Origin of the sequence: Thermomonas carbonis (assembly GCF_014396975.1) — a bacterium.
Taxonomy (GTDB): domain Bacteria; phylum Pseudomonadota; class Gammaproteobacteria; order Xanthomonadales; family Xanthomonadaceae; genus Thermomonas; species Thermomonas carbonis.
The window spans coordinates 2,020,565-2,041,153 of record NZ_CP060719.1 but is presented as its reverse complement, the minus strand read 5'-3'; the positions used below and the strand labels follow the sequence as shown (position 1 = coordinate 2,041,153).

At 65.1% G+C, this 20,589-nt stretch carries 18 protein-coding genes and 1 pseudogene; 8 read left to right on the top strand and 11 right to left on the bottom strand.

From position 1 onward, the window contains the following. Positions 1-183 precede the first annotated feature (183 nt). Positions 184-1,206 carry an L-threonine 3-dehydrogenase gene (tdh, locus tag H9L16_RS09375; RefSeq protein ID WP_425507265.1) on the top strand — a complete coding sequence of 341 codons (1,023 nt, stop codon included), beginning with the start codon at positions 184-186 and terminating at the stop codon, positions 1,204-1,206. Continuing rightward, complete coding sequence (kbl, locus tag H9L16_RS09370) at positions 1,197-2,390, top strand: glycine C-acetyltransferase (protein WP_187551462.1); 1,194 nt, start codon at positions 1,197-1,199, stop codon at positions 2,388-2,390. The genes tdh and kbl overlap by 10 nt, the downstream gene beginning before the upstream one ends. A 4-nt stretch (positions 2,391-2,394) precedes the next feature. On the opposite strand, the gene H9L16_RS09365 is transcribed toward kbl, so the two are convergent. The 3 genes from H9L16_RS09365 to H9L16_RS09355 form a co-directional block, all read right to left on the bottom strand. After that, positions 2,395-3,135: a pseudouridine synthase gene (locus H9L16_RS09365; protein ID WP_187551461.1), complete on the bottom strand. Its 741-nt coding sequence runs from the start codon at positions 3,133-3,135 to the stop codon at positions 2,395-2,397. 25 nt (positions 3,136-3,160) lie between these two features. Beyond that, positions 3,161-3,670 carry a hypothetical protein gene (locus H9L16_RS09360; protein ID WP_187551460.1) on the bottom strand — a complete coding sequence of 170 codons (510 nt, stop codon included), beginning with the start codon at positions 3,668-3,670 and terminating at the stop codon, positions 3,161-3,163. 134 nt (positions 3,671-3,804) lie between these two features. Then, the gene (locus tag H9L16_RS09355; protein ID WP_187551459.1) at positions 3,805-4,887 is read right to left on the bottom strand and encodes an OmpA family protein; all 1,083 of its coding nucleotides are present in this window, start codon (positions 4,885-4,887) and stop codon (positions 3,805-3,807) included. Positions 4,888-5,240: 353 nt separating this feature from the next. On the opposite strand from H9L16_RS09355, the gene H9L16_RS09350 reads away from it, so the two are divergent. Continuing rightward, complete coding sequence (locus H9L16_RS09350; protein ID WP_187551458.1) at positions 5,241-7,262, top strand: NADPH-dependent 2,4-dienoyl-CoA reductase; 2,022 nt, start codon at positions 5,241-5,243, stop codon at positions 7,260-7,262. Positions 7,263-7,543: 281 nt separating this feature from the next. Beyond that, on the top strand, positions 7,544-8,005 hold the full coding sequence (locus tag H9L16_RS09345; RefSeq protein ID WP_187551457.1) for a cell wall hydrolase: 462 nt from the start codon (positions 7,544-7,546) through the stop codon (positions 8,003-8,005). 85 nt (positions 8,006-8,090) lie between these two features. Here the strand turns inward: H9L16_RS09345 and prpC are convergent, their stop codons facing one another. The 5 genes from prpC to H9L16_RS09320 all read right to left on the bottom strand — a co-directional run bounded on the left by prpC (position 8,091) and on the right by H9L16_RS09320 (position 13,379). Beyond that, a complete protein-coding gene (gene prpC, locus H9L16_RS09340) occupies positions 8,091-9,248 on the bottom strand; it encodes a bifunctional 2-methylcitrate synthase/citrate synthase (protein ID WP_187551456.1) in 1,158 nt (385 codons plus the stop codon). A 19-nt stretch (positions 9,249-9,267) separates the two neighbouring features. Then, entirely contained in the window at positions 9,268-10,146 is an 879-nt protein-coding gene (prpB, locus tag H9L16_RS09335) for a methylisocitrate lyase (protein WP_187551455.1), read from the bottom strand. 331 nt (positions 10,147-10,477) lie between these two features. Next, positions 10,478-11,461 (bottom strand): malate dehydrogenase, encoded by a 984-nt coding sequence (locus H9L16_RS09330; protein WP_187551454.1) that lies wholly within the window; start codon positions 11,459-11,461, stop codon positions 10,478-10,480. 60 nt (positions 11,462-11,521) lie between these two features. After that, entirely contained in the window at positions 11,522-12,724 is a 1,203-nt protein-coding gene (locus H9L16_RS09325; RefSeq protein ID WP_187551453.1) for a pyridoxal phosphate-dependent aminotransferase, read from the bottom strand. 160 nt (positions 12,725-12,884) lie between these two features. Beyond that, entirely contained in the window at positions 12,885-13,379 is a 495-nt protein-coding gene (locus H9L16_RS09320; RefSeq protein ID WP_187551452.1) for a peptidylprolyl isomerase, read from the bottom strand. 112 nt (positions 13,380-13,491) lie between these two features. Here H9L16_RS09320 and typA point away from each other — a divergent pair, with 112 nt between their 5' ends. The 4 genes and pseudogenes from typA (at position 13,492) to H9L16_RS09300 (ending at position 18,072) form a co-directional block, all read left to right on the top strand. After that, positions 13,492-15,336, top strand: a complete 1,845-nt coding sequence (typA, locus tag H9L16_RS09315) for a translational GTPase TypA (RefSeq protein WP_187551451.1) — start codon at positions 13,492-13,494, stop codon at positions 15,334-15,336. A gap of 50 nt (positions 15,337-15,386) precedes the next feature. Continuing rightward, positions 15,387-15,935 carry an RNA 2',3'-cyclic phosphodiesterase gene (thpR, locus tag H9L16_RS09310; protein ID WP_187551450.1) on the top strand — a complete coding sequence of 183 codons (549 nt, stop codon included), beginning with the start codon at positions 15,387-15,389 and terminating at the stop codon, positions 15,933-15,935. After that, entirely contained in the window at positions 15,932-16,399 is a 468-nt protein-coding gene (locus H9L16_RS09305) for a DUF2127 domain-containing protein (RefSeq protein ID WP_187551449.1), read from the top strand. Before thpR ends, H9L16_RS09305 begins: the two co-directional genes overlap by 4 nt. A gap of 246 nt (positions 16,400-16,645) precedes the next feature. Beyond that, positions 16,646-18,072, top strand: a pseudogene (locus H9L16_RS09300) (amidase). Positions 18,073-18,081: 9 nt separating this feature from the next. Here H9L16_RS09300 and H9L16_RS09295 read toward each other — a convergent pair. The 3 genes from H9L16_RS09295 to rplQ form a co-directional block, all read right to left on the bottom strand. After that, entirely contained in the window at positions 18,082-19,470 is a 1,389-nt protein-coding gene (locus tag H9L16_RS09295) for a class II 3-deoxy-7-phosphoheptulonate synthase (RefSeq protein WP_425507189.1), read from the bottom strand. 59 nt (positions 19,471-19,529) lie between these two features. Further along, complete coding sequence (locus tag H9L16_RS09290) at positions 19,530-20,048, bottom strand: disulfide bond formation protein B (RefSeq protein ID WP_187551448.1); 519 nt, start codon at positions 20,046-20,048, stop codon at positions 19,530-19,532. Positions 20,049-20,151: 103 nt separating this feature from the next. Then, positions 20,152-20,526 (bottom strand): 50S ribosomal protein L17, encoded by a 375-nt coding sequence (gene rplQ, locus H9L16_RS09285; RefSeq protein WP_187551447.1) that lies wholly within the window; start codon positions 20,524-20,526, stop codon positions 20,152-20,154. Positions 20,527-20,589 lie beyond the last annotated feature (63 nt).

Genomic DNA, 20,589 nt, shown 5'->3' with positions numbered 1-20,589 from the left:
GCGAGGGTCAGGGCAGCGGGGCGCAAGCGCATTCAGGTTTTCCTCGATCCGGATCAATTTCCCATTACATCACCGTCGCCCGTGAAGGCGCGTGTGCCGGCGGTCATGGCGCGGGCCGGCCATGCGCACGGCAGTAGAATGTCGGCCTTTCCAGCACGGTGGACTGCCATGTCGCAGGCAACAATGAAGGCCTTGGTCAAGCGCGAGACCGGCAAGGGCATCTGGATGGAGCAGGTGCCTGTGCCGACGCCCGGTCCCAACGAGGTGTTGATCAAGCTGGAAAAGACCGCCATCTGCGGCACCGACCTGCACATCTACCTGTGGGACGAGTGGAGCCAGCGCACCATCAAGCCAGGGCTCGTGATCGGGCATGAATTCGTCGGCCGCATCGTCGACCTCGGTCCGGGTGTGACCGGCTACCAGTTGGGCCAGCGCGTCAGCGCGGAAGGCCACATCGTCTGCGGCCATTGCCGCAACTGCCGGGCCGGCAAGCAGCACTTGTGCCCGAACACGGTCGGCATCGGCGTGAACCGCGATGGCGCGTTCGCCGAATACATCGTGATGCCGGCATCGAACCTGTGGCCGATCCCGGACCAGATCCCGAGCGAGCTCGCCGCGTTCTTCGATCCCTACGGCAACGCCGCGCACTGCGCGCTGGAATTCGACGTGGTCGGCGAGGACGTGCTGATCACCGGCGCCGGCCCGATCGGGGTGATCGCCGCCGGCATCTGCAAGCACATCGGCGCGCGCAACGTCGTCGTCACCGACGTCAACGACTTCCGCCTGAAGCTGGCCGCCGACATGGGCGCGACCCGCGTGGTCAACGTCGCCAACACCTCGCTCAAGGACGTGATGGCCGACCTGCACATGGAGGGCTTCGACGTGGGCCTGGAGATGAGCGGCAACCCGCGCGCCTTCAACGACATGCTCGACTGCATGTACCACGGCGGCAAGATCGCGATGCTCGGCATCATGCCCAAGGGCGCCGGTGCGGACTGGGACAAGATCATCTTCAAGGGCCTCACCATCCATGGCATGTACGGCCGCAAGATGTACGAGACCTGGTACAAGATGACCCAACTCGTGTTGAGCGGCTTCCCGCTCGGCAAGGTGCTGACCCACCAGTTGCCGATCGACGATTTCCAGAAGGGCTTCGACCTGATGGAAGGCGGCAAGTCGGGCAAGGTGGTGCTGTCGTGGAATTGACCCAGCGTTACGCCGACACCCTCGATGAGATCCGTGCCGCCGGCCTGTTCAAATCCGAGCGCATCATCACCAGCCCGCAGTCGGCAGAAATCACCCTCGCCGATGGCCGCACGGTGCTGAATTTCTGTGCCAACAACTACCTGGGCCTTGCCGATCATCCGGACGTCATCGCCGCGGCCAAGGATGCGCTGGATACGCACGGTTTCGGCATGGCCAGCGTGCGCTTCATCTGCGGCACCCAGGACCTGCACAAGCAGCTCGAGAAAACCATCGCCGACTTCTTCGGCACCGAGGACACCATCCTCTATGCCGCCTGCTTCGATGCCAACGGCGGCCTGTTCGAGCCGCTGCTGGACGAACACGACGCGATCATCAGTGACGCGCTCAACCATGCCTCGATCATCGATGGCGTGCGCCTGTGCAAAGCGAAGCGCTATCGCTACGCCAACTGCGAAATCGCCGATCTGGAAGCGCAACTCGTGCAGGCCAAAGCGGATGGCGCGCGCACGATCATGATCACCACTGACGGCGTGTTCTCGATGGACGGCTTCATCGCGCCGCTCGACGAGATCACGGCGCTGGCGCAGAAGTACGGCGCGCTGGTCCACATCGACGAATGCCATGCCACCGGCTTCCTCGGCGCCACCGGCCGCGGCTCCGCCGAAGTGAAGGGTGTGATGGAGAAGATCGACATCTTCACCGGTACCCTGGGCAAGGCAATGGGTGGTGCGCTGGGTGGCTTCACCACCGCGAAGAAGGACGTCATCGAGCTGCTGCGCCAGCGTTCGCGTCCGTACCTGTTCTCCAATTCGCTGCCGCCGCACGTGGTGGCCGCCGGCATCGAGGCATTCGACATGCTGTCGTCCGCCGGTGAACTGCGCGAACGCCTGCGCGAGAACACCGCCTACTTCCGCACCCGCATGGTCGATGCCGGCTTCGACATCAAGCCCGGCGTGCACCCGATCAGCCCGGTGATGTTGTACGACGCACCACTCGCGCAGCGCTTTGCGGAGCGGCTGCTGGAGGAAGGCATCTACGCGATCGGCTTCTTCTTCCCGGTGGTGGCCAAGGGGCAGGCGCGCATCCGCACCCAGATCAGTGCCGCGCATACGCGCGAACAGCTCGACCGCGCGATCGATGCCTTCATCCGTATCGGCCACGAACTGGGCGTACTGAAGGCCTGAAGTGTCAGTCGCCGCCGAGCGCGGCGACTTCTTCGGCAGTGAGCGAGCGCCACTGCCCCTTCGGCAATTCGCCGAGTTGCAACGTGCCGATGGCGACCCGCAACAGCCGCAACACGCCGATGTCGAAAGCGGCCAGCAAGCGGCGGATCTGACGATTGCGGCCCTCGTCCAGCACGACTTCGAGCCAGGCGTTCTTCCCGCCGGCACGCAGGAGTTGCACAGACTTCGCGCGCAGGACTTCGCCTTCGCATGCGACGCCCGCCTGCATCGATGCCAGCATCGGCGCGTCGGGAATGCAGTCCACCTGCACGTGATAAGTCTTGTCCGGCCCGGAATCGGGCGAGGTGATGCGAGCGGCCCATGCCGGATCATTGGTGAACAACAGCAAGCCTTCGCTGGCCTTGTCGAGGCGCCCGACCGGCGCAATGAAGCCCAGTCCCGCGCCGTCGAAGCAGCGATAGACGGTGTCGCGCCCTTGCTCGTCCTGAAGCGTCGTTACCAGGCCGCGCGGCTTGTTGAGCACCAAGTGGATGGTTTGCGGGGCTGTTTCCTCGATCCCGCGCCCGTCGACAGCGATGTGGTGCCTGCCTGCAATCGTCGGGAATTCGGGATCGCGCACCACGCGCCCATCGACCTGCACGCGTCCCTCGCGGATCAATCCACTTGCCTGCGTGCGCGAACAAAGCCCTCGTTTGGAGAGGACGCGAGCCAATCCGATCCTGCGCGGTCCATCGGCCACCTTCATTCCTGCGGCGGCAAATGTAGGCGGGTTATTTCTTCGCCTTGTCCGCTGGAGCGGCTGCAGGCGGCGTGCTCGCCTCGGCCGCGGGTGGGTCCTTGCGGCCCACTACACGCACGCCCTTGGCCTTCATCCACGCATCGAATTCATCGGCCGTCATCCGCTTGCCGTTCTGGGTCATGTCGAAACGCCACGGGGCGTTGTCGAACTCGGTGCGCGGCTTGTAGGCGGCAGGATCGCCCGGTTTGGCCACGCTTGCCGGGATGTTCGCTTTCGCCATCTCCCGACAACCGTCCAAGCGGATCCGCAGCAGCACGTTGTCGAGCGACAACGCTTCGTCGAAGGACTGCGACAGCACGCCGGTCGCACCACCAAGCTGGGTGGTGGCAGGCGGCAATTCGATGGCGACCGGTGCGATCAACGTGGGTCGCACCGGTGTCGCGGACAGCGCCTCGCCGTGGCAGGCATCGCCCGCCGCATGCACCAGACCCGGCATCGCAAGGGACAACAGGAGCGGCAATGTGCTGCGAATCGACGACATGGAAACAGGACTCCCCGGTGAGGCTTGCAGTGTAGGTGCTGCCGTACGAATGCCGCAATCGCGTTTCGCTTTCGCGCAAAGACGAAGCCCGGCACAAGGCCGGGCTTCGCATGTTGCATCACTGGCGACCAGGATTACTGGGCGTTCAGCTCGGTGCGGCGGTTGGTCTCGCTCTTGCAACCCGGCAGCGTCTGCGCGGTCTGCTCCAGCGGACGGCTCTCGCCGTAACCGACCGGACCAGCCAGACGGCCACCGTCGACACCGTTGCCGGTGAGGTAGTCGTACACGGCCTTGGCGCGACGCTCCGACAGCGACTGGTTGTAGACGTCGGTGCCGCACAGGTCGGTGTGACCGGCGACTTCGACGCGCAGCTCGGGATAGCGCTTCAGGATTTCAACGGCTTCGTTGAGGATCGCGACGGCGTCCGGACGCAGGGTCGACTTGTCGAAGTCGAAGTTGACGCCCTTCAGGTCGATCGAGACCGGCACCGGGCAGCCATCCGGACCGATGGTCTGGCCAGCCTGCGAACCCGGGCACTTGTCGTTGCAGTTGTTGACGCCGTCGCCGTCGTCATCCAGATCCGCACAGCTGGTCTCGGCGACCGGTGCCGGGGCAACCGGGGCAACCGGCTCCGGTCCGAGGGCCACCGTCAGGCCGACCGAAGCCAGCAGGTCGGTGAACATGTCTTCCTGGCTACCGATGCGAGCCTGCTGATCGTCGAAATCAACGCGGGTACCTACTTCGGTACGCAGGTCGACGCGACCGAAATCGAACTGCAGACCTGCACCCAGGTTCAGGGCGAGGTTGGAATCTTCGTGCTGCCCCGGAGAATTCGGGTTCGGGAAGGCGTTGTACTCTTCCTCATGGCGCTGATAGCCGACGCCACCGCGCACGTACGGCCACCACTTGGAATCGACATTCCGGAAGTGGTAACGCGCATCAACCGAAACACCATACTGGCTCCACCACAGGTTCGGGTTGATGGTCTTGTCGGGGTTCTGATAGTTCAGTTCCGCTTCGAGCGAGAGATTCGGGTTCAGGAACTTGCCGAAACCCAAGGTTCCAAACAGCGAATCCTCGGTACCACGATCATTGTCCTGGAAGTTCACACCGGTCGAACCGGAGACATACCAGCGATCATCAAACTCCTGGGCGGACGCAGCCTGCGCCATACCCAGACTACCCAGCAGGGCAGCGCAGAGGAGTTTCTTATTCATGTTCAGCTCCTTGATCAGTAATAGAAACTAGTGACGCCAAATTAGGTGTTTCAGACGGCTTAGTCCGCACGCCATCCCGGATACCTTAATGGCGGCCACGTGAAAGGCGTGTTAACACTAGCATAACAGTTGCTTCCGCGCAAAACGGATAGCCCTCGGAGTATCGGATGGATGCCTGTCCACATTTGTCGGCATCCCCACCCGACTGGCACGGCCGACGCAACAATTTAGCACGCCAGACCGTGACCGATGGCACGGTTGCGTCTTGCCAGACATCATCCGCACTCGTCGATCGGGACCGACAGGTCCGCTAAGGCGATGCACACGACCGTACGCATGGGTATGCTTGCGCCATGACCAGTCCTCCCTACCCGCATCTGTTCCAACCACTCGACTTGGGCTTCACCCGCTTGCGTAACCGGGTGCTGATGGGATCCATGCACACCGGCCTCGAAGACCGTGCTGCAGATTTCCCGAAGCTGGCGGCGTATTTTGCCGAACGTGCCGCGGGCGGGACTGGCCTGATCGTCACTGGCGGCTTCTCGCCCAACCTCGTCGGTTGGCTGAAACCGTTCGCCAGCCGCATGTCGATGCCGTGGCATGTCGCCAGGCACAAGCAGGTCACCTCGGCGGTGCATGCTCACGCCGGCAAGATCTGCATGCAATTGCTGCACGCGGGACGCTACGCCTACCACCCCATGTCGGTGGCTCCGTCGAAGCTGAAGGCACCGATCAACCCCTTCACCCCGCGGGCGCTGTCGGCGCGCGGGATCGAACGCCACATCCGCGACTTCGCCACCGCCGCGAGCCTGGCCCGCGAGGCGGGCTATGACGGCGTCGAGGTGATGGGCTCGGAGGGCTACCTGCTGAACGAGTTCACCTCGGCGCGCACCAACCGGCGCACCGATGCATGGGGTGGCGATGCCGCCAAGCGGATGCGCTTCGCGGTGGAGATCGTGCGGCAGGTGCGCGAGGCCTGCGGGCCGGACTTCATCCTGGTCTATCGCCTGTCGATGCTCGACCTGGTCGAAGGCGGCAATGGCTGGGACGACATCGTGGCCCAGGCGCAGGCGGTGGAAGCCGCCGGCGCCACCATCATCAATACCGGCATCGGCTGGCACGAAGCGCGAGTGCCGACCATCGCCACCTCGGTACCGCGTGCAGCGTTCGCCGGCGTGACCGCGAAACTGAAGCCACATGTGCGCCTGCCGCTGGTCGCGACCAACCGGATCAACATGCCCGAAGTCGCCGAGACGATCCTGGCCTCCGGCGGTGCCGACATGGTGTCGATGGCGCGACCGTTGCTGGCCGACCCCGAATGGGTGAACAAGGCCCGCACCGGCCGCAGCAATGCCATCAATACCTGCATCGCCTGCAACCAGGCCTGCCTGGACCACGTGTTCGAACAGAAGAAAGCCAGTTGCCTGGTCAATCCGCGCGCCTGCGCGGAGACCGAACTGAACTACACGCAGGCCACTTCGCCGAAGTCGATCGCGGTGGTTGGTGCCGGCCCTGCCGGCCTGGCCTGCGCCACCGTCGCGGCAGAACGTGGTCATCGCGTCACCCTGTTCGATGCCGCCGAGCGGATCGGCGGCCAGTTCAACCTGGCCAAGACGATCCCGGGCAAGGAAGAATTCCACGAGACCCTGCGCTACTTCGGCCAGCGCATCGACGACACCGGCGTCGTTCTGCGACTGTCCACGCAGATCGATGCCGAGGCACTTTCCGGTTTCGACGAAGTGGTAGTGGCCACCGGCGTCACCCCGCGTGCGGTGGACATCGAAGGCCAAGACCATCCGAAAGTGGTCAGCTACCTCGACGTACTGGAACGCCGCGTCACTCCAGGCGCGAAGGTCGCGATCATCGGCGCCGGCGGCATCGGCTTCGACGTTGCTGAATTCCTGGTCGAAACCGGCCCGTCGGCCACGACTGACCCCGCCCGCTGGATGACCGAATGGGGCGTGGACGCCAACTTCGAAACGCCGGGTGGCCTGGTGCCGGCGCATCCGGAACCGCCGGCGCGCAAGGTGTGGTTGTTGCAGCGTTCCGCTGGAAAACCGGGCGCGCGATTGGGCAAGACCACCGGCTGGATCCATCGCGCCACGCTGAAAGCGAAGGGCGTGAAGATGCTCGGTGGCGTCGAATACCTCGGGGTTGACGATGCCGGCCTGCACATCCGTGTTGACGGCAGCGAGCAGACGTTGCCGGTCGATCACGTGGTCATCTGTGCCGGCCAGGAGTCGCGGCGCGGACTCTTCGATGCGTTGCAGGCCAAGGGCCAACGCAGCCACCTGATCGGCGGTGCGAATGTCGCGGCGGAGCTGGATGCGAAGCGTGCGATCGCCGAGGGCTGCAAGCTCGCAGCCAGCCTGTAGACCTACTACTCCGAACAAAAACTCCAATCGAATCAGTGGCTTCCAAAATCGCTGTTCAGCTGGCGTTGGGGAAAGCGCCCCTAAGGTGCGCCGACTTTCCGCCCTGACCGGACGCGCACCTTCGCGCACAGGCAGGCAACCCGCCCCCGCACTCGAATGCGGCGGGCCCGGGCAAAGGCCGCCATAGAGCTGCCGCCCTCCCCAGTACGCCATGACGCATGCCTTGCCATCGGTTGCTGCCGATGCAAGCGCCTGCGCCGCAACGGAGCAAGGAGTACGACATGAAACTGGCCTGGATCCTCTGGCTGTCAAGCAACGTGCTGCCGCAACCGGCCGCAGATTCGCTGTGTTTGTCCACCACCGTGTACCTCGAAGCACGCGACCAGTCGGTGCGTGGCCAGCGAGCCGTCGCCGAGGTCGCCCTGCGTCGCCGCGACAGTGGCCTGTGGGGGCAGAATGTCTGCGAGGTGGTCACTGCCCGCAAGCAGTTCGCACCCACCATCGTGTCGCCGCAGACCCGCCTGTCCAACGGCGAAGCCTGGGCCGAAGCCGTCACCATCGCGCTGGAATCCGAGCACAACTGGTCGCTGCCCAAGGGCCAACGCCGCGAGATCGTGCCCGGTGCCAGCCACTTCATGGCGCATGCGATCGCCAGCCCGAGTTGGCGCAATGCCTATCAAGTGGCGACCATCGGCGACCACACCTTCCTGCAGGTGCAGAAGCTGAAATCGCGCCGCGGTTGATTTGCAAGGTGCGGGCCTCGTGACCTGATCACCGAAAACGGAAAAGCCGCGCAGTGCGCGGCTTTTCCGTTTCACGTCCAACCACTCAACGCTTGTCGAGCGGCACGTATTCGCGGTCTTCCGGTCCGGTGTAGTTCGCGCTGGGGCGGATGATCTTGCCGTCGATGCGCTGCTCGATCACGTGCGCGCTCCAGCCGCTGGTGCGGGCGATCACGAACAGCGGGGTGAACATCGCGGTGGGCACGCCCATCATGTGGTAGCTGACAGCGCTGAACCAGTCGAGGTTCGGGAACATCTTCTTGATGTCCCACATCACCGATTCCAGGCGCTCGGCGATGTCGTACATCTTCGTGTCGCCCTGCTCGGCAGACAATTCCCGCGCGACGTCCTTGATCACCTGGTTGCGCGGATCGGACACCGTGTACACCGGATGGCCGAAGCCGATCACCACTTCCTTGCGTTCGACTCGCGCCTTGATGTCGGCTTCCGCTTCGTCGGGCGTCTCGTAGCGCTTCTGCACCTCGAACGCGACTTCGTTTGCGCCGCCGTGCTTCGGCCCGCGCAGTGCGCCGATCGCACCGGTGACGCAGGAATGCATGTCACTGCCGGTCCCGGCAATCACCCGCGCGGCGAAGGTAGAGGCATTGAACTCATGCTCGGCGTACAGGATCAGGCTGGTGTGCATCGCGCGCACCCACGATTCGCGCGGCGCTTCGCCATGCAGCAGGTGCAGGAAGTGGCCACCGATGCTGTCGTCGTCGGTTTCCACATCGATGGCGCGTCCGTTGTGGCTCCAGTGATACCAGTACAGCAGCATCGAACCGAGCGAGGCCATCAGCTTGTCGGCGATGTCGCGCGCGCCGGGATGGTTGTGGTCGTCCTTCTCCGGCGACACGCAACCGAGCACCGATACGCCGGTGCGCATCACGTCCATGGGGTGCGCCGATGGCGGCAATTCTTCCAGTGCCGACTTCACCGCCGCCGGGATGCCGCGCAACGACTTCAACTTGGCCTTGTACCCGGCCAGCTCCGCCTTGTTCGGCAGCTTGCCGTGCACCAACAGGTAGGCGATCTCCTCGAACTCGCTGGTGTTGGCGAAGTCGAGGATGTCGTAGCCTCGGTAATGCAGGTCGTTGCCGCTGCGACCGACGGTACACAGCGCGGTGTTGCCGGCAGCCGTGCCGCTCAGGGCAACCGACTTCTTCGGCTTGAACGCGCCGGGCGCGGGAATCTGTTCGCTCATTGTGTTGTCCTTCGCTTGCTTACTTGGTCTGCGCAAACAGCGCGTCGAGCTTGTCTTCGTAGGCGTGATAGCCGAGGAAGTCGTAGAGCTCAGCCCGGGTCTGCAGGGTGTCGACGATGTGCTTCTGGGTGCCCTCGCGACGCACGGTTTCGTAGAAGTTGAGCGCCGCCTTGTTCATCGCGCGATAGGCGCCGCAGCAATACAGGGCGATGTCGACGCCGGCATCGTGCAGTTCGTCGGTGGTGTAGAACGGCGTGCTGCCGAACTCGGTGAGGTTGGCCAGGATCGGCACCTGTACCGCGGCCTTGACCTTGCGGTAGTCGTCGAGCGAGGTCATCGCTTCCGGGAACACCATGTCGGCGCCCGCTTCGACGTAAGCCACTGCGCGCTCGATCGCGCTGTCGAGGCCCTCGACCGCAGCGGCGTCGGTGCGCGCCATGATCACGAAATCGCCATCCGTGCGCGCGTCCACTGCGGACTTGATGCGATCCACCATTTCCTGCGTGCTCACCACTTCCTTGCCCGGACGATGGCCGCAGCGCTTCTGCCCGACCTGGTCTTCCATGTGCACCGCGGCCACGCCGATGCGCTCGAAGTTGCGGATCGTGCGGCCGATGTTGAACGCCCCGCCCCAGCCGGTGTCGATGTCGACCAGCAGCGGCATGCCAGTGGCGTCGACGATGCGGCGCGCATCGGTGAGCACGTCTTCCATCGTGGAGATGCCGAGGTCGGGCACGCCCAGCGAATTGGCGGCGACGCCTCCGCCGGACAGGTACAGCGCCTTGTAGCCGGTGCGCTTGGCCATCAGGCCGGCATAAGCCGTAATCGCGCCCATCACCTGCAACGGGGATTCGATGGATAGGTCGGCACGGAAGCGTGCGCCGGCGGTCGCGGACATGGGCGGCGGTTCCTTGGTCGGAGTCCGCCATTTTAGCGCGTCGGCCGGACTCGCCGGCACCCGACTAAAGTCCGGAGCGGATCCTGTTGCCAGCCTCGTCCTGCGTCCGGATCGACTCCCGCGCACACTTACGGCCGCGCCGCTGGAGGCACGGAGGCGAAGAAGTCCTGGGTAGAACACGGCGCGTCAAGCCCCTCATTCCTGCGCAGGCATCGCGACGATGGGCCATTGCCTCACGTATTCGTCAACCGGCGTGCTCACGCGACGCGCACGTTGAGACGAAAACGCCGGGCATTGCCCGGCGTTTCGTGGTGCAACGGCAGCAAGTGGATCAGAGCAGGTGCGCCACGCCAGCGCGCTCTTCTTCCAGCTCGGCCAAGGTCTTGTCCATCGCCGCGCGGCTGAAGTCGTCGACCGGCAGCCCCTCGATGCGGGTGTACTCGCCGTTGGCGCAGGTCACCGGCACGCCGTACATCACGCCTTCCGGGATGCCGTAGCTGCCGTCCGACGGCACGCCCATGGTCACCCACTTGCCGTCGGTGCCCAGCGCCCAGTCGCGAATGTGGTCGATGGCGGCATTCGCGGCCGATGCGGCGGACGACAGCCCGCGCGCTTCGATGATCGCGGCGCCGCGCTTGCCGACCTGCGGGATGAAGGTGTTGGCGTTCCAGTCGGCGTCGCCGATCTTCTCCGCCAGCGACGCGCCGCCGACGGTGGCGAAGCGGTAGTCCGGGTACATCGTCGGGCTGTGGTTGCCCCACACGACCAGCTTCTCGATGTCGGCCACGGCCACGCCGGCCTTGTTGGCCAGCTGCGAGAGCGCGCGGTTGTGGTCGAGGCGCAGCATCGCGGTGAAGTTCTTCGCCGGCAGGTCGGGCGCGGACTTCATCGCGATGTAGGCATTGGTGTTGGCCGGGTTGCCGACCACCAGCACCTTGATGTCGCGGCTGGCGACCTTGTTCAGCGCCGCGCCTTGCGCGGTGAAGATCTTGGCGTTCTCCAGCAGCAGGTCCTTGCGCTCCATGCCCGGGCCGCGCGGACGCGCGCCGACCAGCAGGGCGTAGTCTGCGTCCCTGAACGCGACTTCGGCGTCGTCGGTGCCGACCATGCCGGCCAGCAGCGGGAACGCGCAGTCTTCCAGCTCCATCATCACGCCCTTCAGCGCGGCCTGGGCCTTCTCCATCGGCAGTTCCAGCATCTGCAGGATCACCGGCTGGTCCTTGCCCAGCATTTCGCCGGAGGCGATGCGGAACAACAGGGCGTAACCGATCTGGCCGGCAGCACCGGTGACTGCAACACGGACGGGGGCTTTCATTGCGGGGCTCCTGAAATGTCGAAGCGGCGCTCGCGGCGCCGCATCGGTTGAACGAATGGGTCAGACCAACTCAGCGAAGAATTCCTGGATGCGTGCCAGGCCCGGCGCCAGCTGCGGCGTCGGGCAGGTGTAGCTGATGCGCAGCGCGCGCGGCTCGCCGAACGCGGAACCCGGCACGCAGGCCACGCCCTTCGCTTCCAGCAGCACGTTGCAGAAATCGACATCGTTTTCGATCTGCACGCCGTTATGCGACTTGCCGAATGCGCTGCTGATGTCCGGGAACACATAGAACGCGCCTTGCGGGCGCGGACAGACCACGCCCGGGATCGCATCCATCACCGCCATGACCTGGTCGCGCTTGGCCTGGAACTCCGCGTTCTTCTGCGTCGGCACGTCCTGCGGGCCGCTCAGCGCGGCGATTGCCGCGGCGCAGACGACTTCCGGGAGATTGGTGATGTGGTTGGAATTCATCGTGGTGACCGCCTTCGCCACCGATTCCGGCCCGGCCATGAAGCCCACGCGCCAACCCGGCATGCCGTAGGTCTTGGACAGCGAGTCGATGAAGATCACGCGGTCGCGCAGTTCCGGGCGGACCTGCACGAAGTTCACGTATTCCAGCCCGTCGAACAGCATCCGGTTGTAGATGTCATCGGCGATGATCCAGGTGTCCGGATACTTCACCAGCACATCGGCCAGCGCGACGATCTCCTCGCGGGTGTAGACCATGCCGGTCGGGTTGGACGGGTTGTTGAACAGGAACACCTTCGGCTTGTGCGTGGCCAGCGCCTCGTCGAGCTGCGCCGAGGTCAGCTTGTAATCCTGCGAAGCCGGGCACGGCAGGGTGACCGCCTTGGCGTTCACGATGTCGGCGATATCGAGGTAGGTGGTCCAGTACGGCGCCGGGAAGGCGATGACGTCGCCTTCGTCCAGCAGGGCCTCGGCCAAGTTGTAGATCACGTGCTTGGCGCCGACGCCGGTCGAGCAGTTGGCGCGGCCGTAGCCGGCCAGGCCGATCGCGTCCATGTGCGCGATGAAGGCGTCGAGCAGCGCATCGGGACCACGATTGCTGCCGTACTGACCGCTGTCCTTGTCCAGCGCTTCGCGCGCGGCGGCATACACGTGGTCGCCGGGCAGGAAATTGGGGACGCCGATCGAGAAGCTGATGATGTCGCGGCCTTCCGACTTCAGCCGCTTGGCCTTTTCGGCGACGGCCATGATGGCGCTGGGCTTGGCGCGACTCATGCGCCGGGCGAGTTGAGGCATCGTGGGGGACCTCGAAAGGGCCGCGTGGCGCGGCAGGACGTGGGCAAGCGACGTGGATAAAGCCGCCGGATTTTAACACAGGGGTCGATCCCGACCCGACCTTAGCGGCAACAAAAAAGGCGACCGAAGCCGCCTTTTCGCTCGCCCTGTCGGCAACGGGTCAGGCGGCGAGGATCTTGTTCCACTCGGCGACCTTGTCGGCCTTCGCGGCCAGCACGGCATCGGCGTCGCCTTCGATCTTCACCGAGGCGATCAGGTCGCCCTGCTTCACCGCATCGACCACGTCCAGGCCCTGGATCACCTTGCCGAACACGGTGTGCTTGCCGTCCAGCCAGTCGGTCTTGATGTGGGTGATGAAGAACTGGCTGCCGTTGGTATTCGGACCGGCATTGGCCATCGACAGGACGCCGCGCTCGTGCTTTACGCCGTTGTTGGTTTCATCTTCGAACTTGTAGCCGGGGCCACCAGTGCCACGACCCTGCGGGCAGCCGCCCTGGATCATGAAATCCGGGATGACCCGGTGGAAATTCAGGCCGTCGTAGAAGCCACGCTTGGCCAGGTTGACGAAATTGGCAACGGTGAGCGGGGCCTTGTCGGGGTAAAGCTCGACCTGGATCGGGCCGCGGGCGGTGTCGAAGGTGGCGATCAGGGACATTGGGGATCCTTTTGGTCGGGGTTCGGCGCTGGGCGCTTGGGCCGGCTATAATACTCGGCTTCCCTTCCTGACCTTCGTGCCCGGCCTGAACCGCAAGCGGCGCGCATTCCCCATGTCCGAATCCAATTCTCCCGTCGAACGCCTCCGCAACATCGCCATCGTCGCCCACGTCGACCATGGCAAGACCACCCTGGTCGACTGCCTGCTCAAGCAGTCCGGCACGCTCAACGAACGCACGGTGCTGGCCGAGCGCGCGATGGACAGCAACGACCAGGAAAAGGAACGTGGCATCACGATCCTGGCCAAGAACACTGCCATCACCTGGCAGGGCAACCGCATCAACATCGTCGACACCCCGGGCCACGCCGACTTCGGTGGCGAGGTCGAGCGCGTGTTGTCGATGGTCGATTCGGTGCTGATCCTGGTCGACGCGATGGACGGCCCGATGCCGCAGACGCGCTTCGTCACCCAGAAGGCCTTCGCGATGGGCTTCAAGCCGATCGTGGTGGTCAACAAGATCGATCGTCCGGGTGCCCGCCCGGACTGGGTGATCGACCAGGTGTTCGACCTGTTCGACAAGCTCGGCGCGACCAACGAGCAACTCGACTTCCCGATCGTCTACGCCTCTGCCCTGCACGGCTACGCGAGCCTGGACGACAGCGCCCGCGAAGGCGACATGACCCCGCTGTACGAAGCGATCATGCAGCACGTCGCGCCGCCGCAGGTCGACCGTGACGGCCCCTTCCAGATGCGCATCAGCCAGCTCGACTACAGCAACTTCGTCGGCCTGATCGGCATCGGCCGCATCCAGCGCGGCAAGGTCCGCCGCAACATGCCGGTCAGCGTGGTTGACCGCGAAGGCAAGAAGCGCCAGGGCAAGGTGCTGCAGGTGCTCGGTTTCATGGGCCTGGAGCGCATCGAGGCCGAGGAAGCCGATGCCGGCGACATCGTCGCCATCTCCGGCGTCGCGGATCTTTCGATCTCCGACACCGTGTGCGCGCTCGACACGCCGGAAGCGCTGCCCGCGCTGACCGTGGACGAGCCGACCATCAGCATGACATTCCAGGTGAACAACTCGCCGTTCGCCGGCAACAAGGACATGAGCGGCGGCAAGTTCCTGACCAGCCGCCAGCTGCGCGAGCGGCTGGAACGCGAGGTGTTGCACAACGTCGCGCTGAAGGTCGAGGAAGGCTCGGACCCGGACAAGTTCCTGGTCTCCGGCCGCGGCGAGCTGCACCTGTCGGTGCTGATCGAGAACATGCGCCGCGAAGGCTTCGAGCTGGCGGTGTCGCGCCCGGAAGTCATCATCAAGAACATCGACGGCCAGCAGATGGAGCCGGTCGAGCAGCTGGTGGTCGACATCGAGGAAGTGCACCAGGGCGGCGTGATGGAGAAGCTCGGCACCCGCAAGGCGGCGCTGAAGAACATGGAATCCGACGGCAAGGGCCGCGTGCGCCTGGACTACATGATCCCGGCGCGGGGCCTGATCGGCTTCCAGAACGAGTTCCGCACCCTGACCCAGGGCTCGGGCCTGCTTTTCCACGTGTTCGACCATTACGGCCCGAAGGAAACCGGCGCGATCGCCAAGCGCCAGAACGGCGTGATGATCGCGAACGCGCCCGGCACCACCCCGGCGTATTCGCTCGGGCCGTTGCAGGAGCGCGGCAAGCTGTTCGCCGCCGAAGGCGACAACGTGTACGAAGGCCAGCTGGTCGGCATCCACTCGAAGGACAACGACCTGACCGTCAACGCGATCAAGCCGAAGCCGCTGACCAACATGCGCGCCTCCGGCAAGGACGACGCCATCCAGCTGAGCCCGGCGATCAAGTACACGCTGGAGCAGGCACTGGATTTCATCGAGGACGACGAGCTGGTCGAAGTCACCCCGAAGGAAATCCGCCTGCGCAAGAAGTTCCTGACCGAAAGCGACCGCAAGCGCGCCTCGCGCTCTGCGTGATGCTTCTGCGAGGACGCGCTCGATGAGTGCGCTCTCGTAAGCCTGCTCGCATGAGCACGTTCCTCGACTGGATGCCGGACGCGGCCACTCAGGCCGCGCTGGCCGACCTGCAACACGGCATCCGCGCGGCCGTGCCCGCGGATGCGCCGCGCCACGACTGGCGCACGCCGGCGCAGTGGCACATGACGCTGCGCTATCTCGGCGAATCCATCCACGACTCGCAGCACAAACGCATCGACGCCGCCATGCAGGCATTCGCATCGCAGGCACCCGCCGTCGAGGCATCACTGGTCGGTGTGCAGTACTGGCCGCATGCACGCGTGCTGGTCGCCAAGATCGATGCATCGGACGCGCTCAAGGCGCTGCTCAAGCAACTCGAAACGAGCATGCAGGGCTGCGGCTTCGCGAAGGAGCGCACGCAGACCGCGCACGTCACCCTCGCCTACCTGCCGCGCGACGCACGACCACCGGCATTGCCCGAGGTCGCGTTCCCCGCGACGTTGCTCCACATCGATCGCATCCACCTCTTGCGCACCATGCCAGGTGCCTACATGTCGCATGCATCGTGGCCGCTGGCTGGCGCATCGACCGACGCATGATCCAGCAGGACTACAACCCCGATCCGCACGCGCATCCCGGCCTGCATTTCATCGCCGTGGTCGAGGCGGTCAAGGGCGCGCTGGCATTGGTCGCCGCCAGTGGCCTGGAACTGCTTGGCCCCGCGCCATTGCAGCGATGGCTCGCCGAACTCATCGCCCATTTCCAGCTGGATCCGGACACCGGCGCGATGGCGTGGCTGGCACATGCGATCAATCCCGGTTCGGTGCACCTCGCCGCTGGCGTGGCACTGCTGTACGGCATCGTCCACCTGATCGAAGGCTGGGGCCTGTGGCGCGCGAAGGCCTGGGCTTCATGGCTGGGCTGCATCGCCGCCGCCGCGTATCTGCCCTTCGACATCTATGCCTTCGCTCTGCACCGCCATTGGCTGGAAGCGGCAGTGGTCGCGATCAACCTGCTGGTGGTCTGGGTGCTCGCGCGCGACCTGCGCAAGCGCCGCGAGTGAGTTGAACCCGGGCGCGGCAACGGTGATGCTTGCGCATTCCCTGCCGGAATCACGCCGATGCGCCGCCTTGCCCTTGCGACCTCGTTTTCGTTGCTCGTTGCCTGCCAGCCCGGATCACAATCTCCTGCAGCAGGCGATGCGAAAACGCCTGTCGTTGCGCAAGCACCCGCAGCGTTCGCGTTCGAGGAAGCCGACATCGGCTCGCTGCAGAAGCAGATGGCCGATGGCTCGCTCAGCAGCCGCGCATTGACGCAGGCCTACCTCGATCGCATCGCCGCCATCGACGACGCCGGCCCGACACTCAACGCCGTCATCGAAACCAATCCAGACGCGCTGAAGGACGCCGACGCACTCGACGCCGAACGCAAGTCCGGCAAGCTGCGCGGGCCGCTGCACGGCATCCCCGTGCTGCTGAAGGACAACATCGACGCGCTGCCGATGGTGAACTCGGCGGGCTCGCTGGCGCTGGCATCGCACAAGCCGAAGGCCGATGCCTTCCTGGTCGCCAGACTGCGCGAGGCCGGCGCGGTGATCCTGGGCAAGACCAACCTCAGCGAGTGGGCCAACTTCCGTTCCACCCGCTCCACCTCGGGCTGGAGCGGGCGCGGCGGGCAGACCCACAATCCCTACGCGCTCAACCGCAATCCCTGCGGCTCCAGCGCGGGCACCGGCAGTGCGATCGCCGCGAACCTGGCCGCGGTCGGGATCGGCACCGAGACCGATGGCAGCATCCTGTGCCCGTCTGCTGTTGCGGGTCTGGTCGGTCTCAAGCCGACCGTCGGCTTGGTCAGCCGCAGCGGCATCATCCCGATCTCGGCCTCTCAGGACACCGCCGGCCCGATGACCCGCAGCGTGGCCGATGCCGCCGCGCTGCTGACAGCGATCGCCGCGGCCGACGATAGCGATGCCGCGACCAGGGAATACACGGCGCGTGCGGCGATCGACTACACGACGCACCTCAAGGCCGATGCACTGAAAGGCGCGCGGATCGGCGTGATCCGCAAGTTGATGGGCTACCAGCCGGATACCGATGCCGCCTTCGAGCGAGCCATCGCGGCGATGAAGGCCGCCGGCGCGACGGTGGTCGATGCGGAAATTCCCACCCTGGGGCAATGGGCAAGGACGAGTACGAAGTGCTGTTGTACGAGTTCAAGGACGGGCTCAATCGCTACCTGGCGAGCAGTGGCGCACCGCATGCGTCGCTGGATGCGTTGATCGCCTTCAACACGGCGAACAGCGCCAAGGAGATGCCGTTCTTCGCGCAGGAGATCTTCGAGCAGGCGAACGCGAAAGGTCCGCTGACCGACGCGGCCTACATCGCTGCACGCGACAAGGCGCGCAGATTGGCCGGCCCGGAAGGCATCGATGCCGCGTTGAAGGCGCAGCAACTCGATGTGCTGGTCGCGCCCGCGATGTCGCCGGCCTGGCCCACCGATCCGGTCAACGCCGACCATTTCACCGGCGCGGGCTACGGTGCCGCCGCGGTCGCACGCTATCCCAGCATCACCGTGCCGATGGGCGACGTGCACGGCCTTCCGGTCGGCATCGCCTTCATGGGGCCGGCATGGAGCGAGGGACGGCTGATCGAGCTGGCCTATGCCTACGAACAGGCCAGCAAGGCGCGCAAGCCGCCGCGCTTCCCGGCCAGCATCACGATCGGCGCGGAGGAGTGACCCGCACGATCAGCTGTTGGCGATCGGCCCGCGCTTGCGCACGATCAGCATCGCGATCTCCAGCGCCTGCTCGTAGTTGAGGCGAGGATCGACAGTGGTGCGATAGGCGCGCTGCAGGTCGATCTCGGTGAGGTCGCGCGCACCGCCCAGGCATTCGGTCACGTTCTCGCCGGTCAGCTCCAGGTGCACGCCACCCAGCTTGGTACCGGCCGCGGCATGCAGGTCGAACGCCTGTTCGATTTCGCTGCGGATGTTGGCGAAGCGACGGGTCTTGTAGCCGTTGCTGGTGGATTCGGTGTTGCCGTGCATCGCATCGCAGATCCACAGCACGCGGCGGCCTTCGCGCTTCACCGCATCGAGCAGGGCTGGCAGCTTGGCCGCGATGTGCTCCGCACCCATACGGTGGATCAGGCCGAGGCGGCCCGGCTCGTTGTCGGGATCCAACACGTCGATCAGGCGCAGCAACTGGTCCGGCGTCACCGACGGCCCGACCTTGACCGCGATCGGGTTGCGAATCCCGCGGAAGTATTCGGTGTGCGCGCCATCCAGTGCAGCGGTGCGCATGCCGATCCACGGGAAGTGCGTGCTCAGGTTGAACCAGCCCGGCTGGCGCGGTACCTGGCGCGTCTGTGCTTCCTCATATGGCAGCAACAGCGCCTCGTGCGACGTGTAGAAATCGACGCGGTTGAGGTTGTGCATCTGCCCGCCGGCCAAGGTCTCCATGAAGCGCACCGCATCGCCGATGCTGGCGACCATCTTCTGGTACTCGACTGCATGAGGCGACTGGCTGACCCAGCCCAGCCCCCAGTATTCGGGATGGTGCAGGTCGGCGAAACCGCCATCGATCAGCGAACGCACGAAGTTCATCGTCATCGCCGAGCGCGCATGCGCCTTGATCATCCGCCTCGGATCGGGGATCCGCGCTTCGCTGGTGAACTCCGGGCCGTTGACCATGTCGCCGCGGTAGCTCGGCAGGGTCACGTCGCCCTTGGTTTCCAGATCGGCCGAACGCGGCTTGGCGTACTGGCCGGCGAAGCGGCCCACGCGCACGACCGGCAACTTCAGCCCGTGCACCAGCACCAGGCTCATCTGCAACAGCACCTTCAGGCGGTTGGAGATGATCTCGGAATTGCACTCGGCGAAGGTCTCGGCGCAATCGCCGCCCTGCAGCAGGAAGCGCTTGCCTTCCTGCGCTTCGGCCAGTTGCTGCTTGAGCGTGAGGATTTCCCACGACGTCACCAGCGGCGGCAACCCGCGCAATTCGTTCTGCGCCGATGCGAGGGCGGAAGCATCCGGGTATTGCGGTAACTGCAGGGCCGGCTTCGCACGCCAGCTGTCCGGCGCCCATGGCGTGGCGTGGGAGGCGGGCATGACGGGGAGCGCGGTGACGGACGACATGGCGATGATCACGGGATGCGGCAGTGCATCATCCTGCCCGACCCGCGTGGCCGCAACCGTTACCGGTGGAACCGATGGTGATGGCGACGTTTGAAACCGGCATACAGCGCGCCCAGTCCCATCGCGACGAAAAACACCAGGCACCACATCGGCATGCTCAAGCCGAGGAACTGCCAATCGATGGCGCTGCAATCACCGGTGGCCAGCAGCACCTTGCGCGCCGCGCCCAGCCACGAGTGCTGTTCGACGATGAAGTTCAGGCCGGGGCCGCAGCTTGGAAAAGCCGGTGGATTCAGCTGCACCCAGGAATGCCGCCCTGCATATCCGGCACCCACGGCTGCGGCGGCTAATGCCAGTAGCGACCACGTCTTGCGTCCACCGGGCGCACGCGGTGCATGCAGGCCGCCGATCAGGAACACGACGCCGAGCGCGGCAAAGGCGATGCGCTGGAAAATGCAGAACGGGCACGGCTGGATGTCGAGCTGGAATTGGACGTAGAACGCGTAGCCGAGTAGCGCGGCGCAGATGAAGAATCCGAGCAGGAACTGACTGCGGAACGACCAGCGGAACGGATTCATGCGCCTGCCTTGCGTGGGGATCTCGCGATTATCGTCCAGACGCCCGAAAACAAAAAACCCCGGAAGTCCCGGGGTCTTTCGATGCATCGGCTGGCGCCGTCGATTACTCGGCGGCGACCTGCGGGCGATCCACCAGCTCGACGTACGCCATCGGCGCGTTGTCGCCGGCGCGGAAGCCGCATTTCAGGATGCGCAGGTAACCACCCGGACGCTGCGCGTAGCGCGGGCCCAGCACGGTGAACAGCGTACCCACGGCTTCCTTGTCGCGCAGGCGCGAAAACGCCAGGCGGCGGTTGGCGACGCCATCGACCTTGGCCAAGGTGATCAGCGGCTCGGCGACGCGGCGCAGTTCCTTGGCCTTCGGCAGGGTGGTGCGGATCAGTTCGCTCTTGAACAGCGAGGCCGCCATGTTCGAGAACATCGCGCCGCGGTGGGCACTGGTACGGTTGAACTTGCGGCCGGATTTCTGGTGACGCATGGGAAGGATTCCTTGACGAAAGAATGTTGTGGCGTTGGGGTTCGCTGTCGCCATCCTGGCGTG